This is a genomic window from Streptococcus sp. HSISS2 (genome assembly GCF_000448665.1).
In the GTDB taxonomy this organism is placed as follows: domain Bacteria; phylum Bacillota; class Bacilli; order Lactobacillales; family Streptococcaceae; genus Streptococcus; species Streptococcus raffinosi.
The window spans coordinates 2112030-2115111 of the sequence record NZ_CM002133.1 but is presented as its reverse complement, the minus strand read 5'-3'; the positions used below and the strand labels follow the sequence as shown (position 1 = coordinate 2115111).

General features: G+C 40.0%; 2 protein-coding genes and 2 pseudogenes. 1 reads left to right on the top strand and 3 read right to left on the bottom strand.

Annotation, left to right across the window (positions count from 1 at the left end; all coding sequences use genetic code 11):
* A partial coding sequence (locus tag HSISS2_RS09200) for a helix-turn-helix domain-containing protein (protein ID WP_042767133.1) occupies window positions 1-192 on the bottom strand: 192 nt, incomplete at its 3' end.
* Window positions 193-448: 256 nt separating this feature from the next.
* Between HSISS2_RS09200 and HSISS2_RS11135 the strand changes: the two are divergent.
* A pseudogene (locus HSISS2_RS11135) lies at window positions 449-1653 on the top strand (ISL3 family transposase).
* A 120-nt stretch (window positions 1654-1773) separates the two neighbouring features.
* On the opposite strand, the gene HSISS2_RS09190 reads toward HSISS2_RS11135, so the two are convergent.
* Window positions 1774-2343, bottom strand: coding sequence for an isoprenylcysteine carboxylmethyltransferase family protein (locus HSISS2_RS09190; protein WP_021146460.1), 570 nt, complete (start codon window positions 2341-2343; stop codon window positions 1774-1776).
* Between the two features lie 103 nt (window positions 2344-2446).
* A pseudogene (locus HSISS2_RS09185) lies at window positions 2447-3082 on the bottom strand (helix-turn-helix domain-containing protein); the annotation flags it as partial.

The following is a 3082-nucleotide window of genomic DNA, read 5'->3' as shown; positions in this document are numbered from 1 at the left end:
ACCATTTACCTGCTTGACTTGTTTTGTCGTCCCACGCTTGATTTCACGTGAAATGGTGGAGCGACTTCTTCCCAAACGTCTAGCAATCTCAGCTGGTTTCAACCCTTCTGATAGGAAGGCCTCGATTTTTCCTCGTTCTACCTCTGAGAGGTGGCAATAGGGTTGTTTTGTGGTACAATTTGTGGTGGACATGCTTATCTCTTTCCTTATACTTTGTTTCGCAACTTTAGTATATCAGATAAGCTTGTCTTTTTTTGTTGCACCTCATTTTACAACGGGGCGGTAAAAAAATAGCAATTTACAGACAAACTTTCCTATCAAAACTGGCTCTATAATTTCTGTAGTGGGTAAAACCACTGTAGGAATTATGGAGTCTATTTTTTGTAGAAAAAAGCCTCATAAGACCTATAATGAAAAAGTGACAAACCCTCATTAGAAAGACCCTAACATCATAATCTTGGATGTTCTAGATGCTGGAACTCATAAAGAAATCATCGCTAAACTGGATTATCCTGATCCTAAATGCCCCACTGCCAAGGACAAATGGCTAAATATGACTTCCAGAAAGAATCAAAAATTCCCTATTTAGAGTGTGCGGGTTACAAGACTCTCATTCGCTTAAAGAAACGCCGTTTCCGCTGTAAAATCTGTCGGAAAGTAGCTGTCGCAGAGACTTCCTTAGTCAAGAAGAATCACCAAATTGCAACCATCGTCAAGCAGAAAATCTCTCAAAAATTGATTGAGAAAGTCCCTATGACAGCCATCGCTGAAAGCTTAGCTGTCTCTACTTCCACCGTCATTCGCCAGTTACATAAATTCAAATTTAAGACTGATCTTAACCACCTTCCAGAACACTTGAGTTGGGATGAATATAGCTTCAAGAAAGGAAAGATGAGCTTTATTGCACAGGACTATGATACAAGAAAGATTCTAGCTATCTTAGATGGACGGACTCAAGCAACTATTCGCAATCATTTCCTTCGGTATTCTAGACAGGTAAGAAGTCGCGTGAAAGTCATTACCATGGACATGTTTAGTCCCTACTACGATATTACTAGAAAATTTTTTCCAAATGCTAAAATCGTTCTCGATCGCTTTCATATTGTCCAGCATCTCAGTCGAGCAATGAATCGCGTACGAATCAAAATTATGAATCAGTTTGATAGGAGATCGCACGAATATAAAGCACTGAAACGTTACTGGAAACTCATTCAACAAGATAAGTATACGCTGAGCAGTAAACGATTTTATCGTCCAACATTTCGGTCGCATTTAACCAATAAAGAGATTCTCGAAAAACTTCTCTCTTACTCTCAAGATCTTAGAGATCACTAGGAACTCTATCAGCTTTTACTCTTTCATTTTCAAGAGAAGCACGCTGACTATTTCTTTGAATTGATCACAGGGTCCATTTCTTCTGTGAATCCTATCTCCCAGACCATTTTTAGGACCTTTTTGAGGGATCAGGATAAGACCATTAATGCACTTGAACTTCCCTACTCAAACGCAAAACTTGAGGCCGCAAATAACCTCATCAAAGTCATTAAGCGAAATGCTTTTGGCTTCCGGAACTTTGAAAATTTTAGAACGAGAATTCTCATTGCTTTGAATATCAAAAAGGAGAGAACCAATTTGGTCCTCTCCAGGTTGTAACTTTTTATCAACCCACTACAGTTGACAAAGAGCCGAAAAAATCCGCTAGAATATCTAGCGAATCTCTCATTCAATCATTTTTTCTATTCGTCGCATAAGATGCCGTATTCTGATATTGTCCTACCAAATAAAAGGGAAAATTCGATATTTAACCTTGCTACAATAATCTTGATAGGCTTGCCCGAAATGCTCTCCTAGGACCTTCTCCTCAACTCGTAAGCGAATAACGTAGCCAACAACCAAAACTAAGAGAGACAAGAAAAAACTGTAGAGATTCAGTGTGATGAGAGACAAACCTAGCAGGGATAAGATGCTACCTGTATAGGCAGGATTTCTCACAATCGCATAAGGTCCGCTATCTACCAGCTTTTGCTGGTCTGTCGTCTGCACCGCTAAGGTAAAAGCCTTGCCCAGGTAGTTGACCGCGTACAGACGCAAGGCTATGGCAAAGATAGCCAAAGCAAAACCTAGAAAAAGAAAAATGCTTGGTAGTTTCACACGAAAAACTGCTAGATTGTCAAGATTAACCGATAGCAAGGACAAGACGACGCTGGCGATAATCACATAGCGTGTTCCGTCATCAGCTGAATGTTCAGCCTTATTCTTTTTAGTGTGATGTTTAATATATATTTCTGATAGCACAATAAGAGCAAATATAAGATAGATAAAAATTGTTTGTATTGTAGACATTTTTTGGCCTCCTCCCTCATTCTACTCTTTTCAACTGGGAAAATCTAGTGAAAGTCTAAAGAATTTTCAAAAAAAGCTCCTTTCCTAAGAAAAGAGTGTAAACTTAAAATTCAATGATACCAGGCTCCACTGCCGTATCGTGGTTGGCAATGGCTTGTAGGCAGTTGGAGTCTTGGCTCTCTTCCTTGCCCCACTCTTCTTCTTTGGCTTTCCACTTATCCTGAATGCTCTTGTCAAAGATGTCTGGATATTTCATAACCATTTGGTCAATATGCCAGACAGACCAGTACCAAGACTTAGCGTCGTATTTTTCAGAGCGCTTCTTAGTCTTTTTACGAAGCCGTACAGCTTTAGGTAAATCAATGGCCTTAATAGCTAGCAAGCCTTGATGAATATAGTTGTAAAGGGGTTTGGTACTTGGAACGGTTTCACTTGGGTGTTCCTCTTTATAAGCATAAACGAAGCTGTCTACACTATGAACTCTGGGAGAGGCCTTCATGGCTTCTTCAAAGGCCTTTAGAAAGTGCTCAGATACCTTTTCGAGTTTGAGGTAGTAAATTCCTTGTCGCCCTTCAACGTAACGCCTTTGAGCTAGGTCAGCGAAGTAGTGGTCAAAGTAGACCTTTTTACCATTTACCTGCTTGACTTGTTTTGTCGTCCCACGCTTGATTTCATGTAAAATGGTGGAGCGACTTCTTCCCAAAACGTCTAGCAATCTCAGCTGGTTTCAACCCTTCTG

What these genes read in the sequence shown, in the direction of transcription:
- HSISS2_RS09190 (WP_021146460.1), bottom strand. Translation starts at nt 2,343, where the DNA reads ATGTCTACAATACAAACAATTTTTATCTATCTTATATTTGCTCTTATT.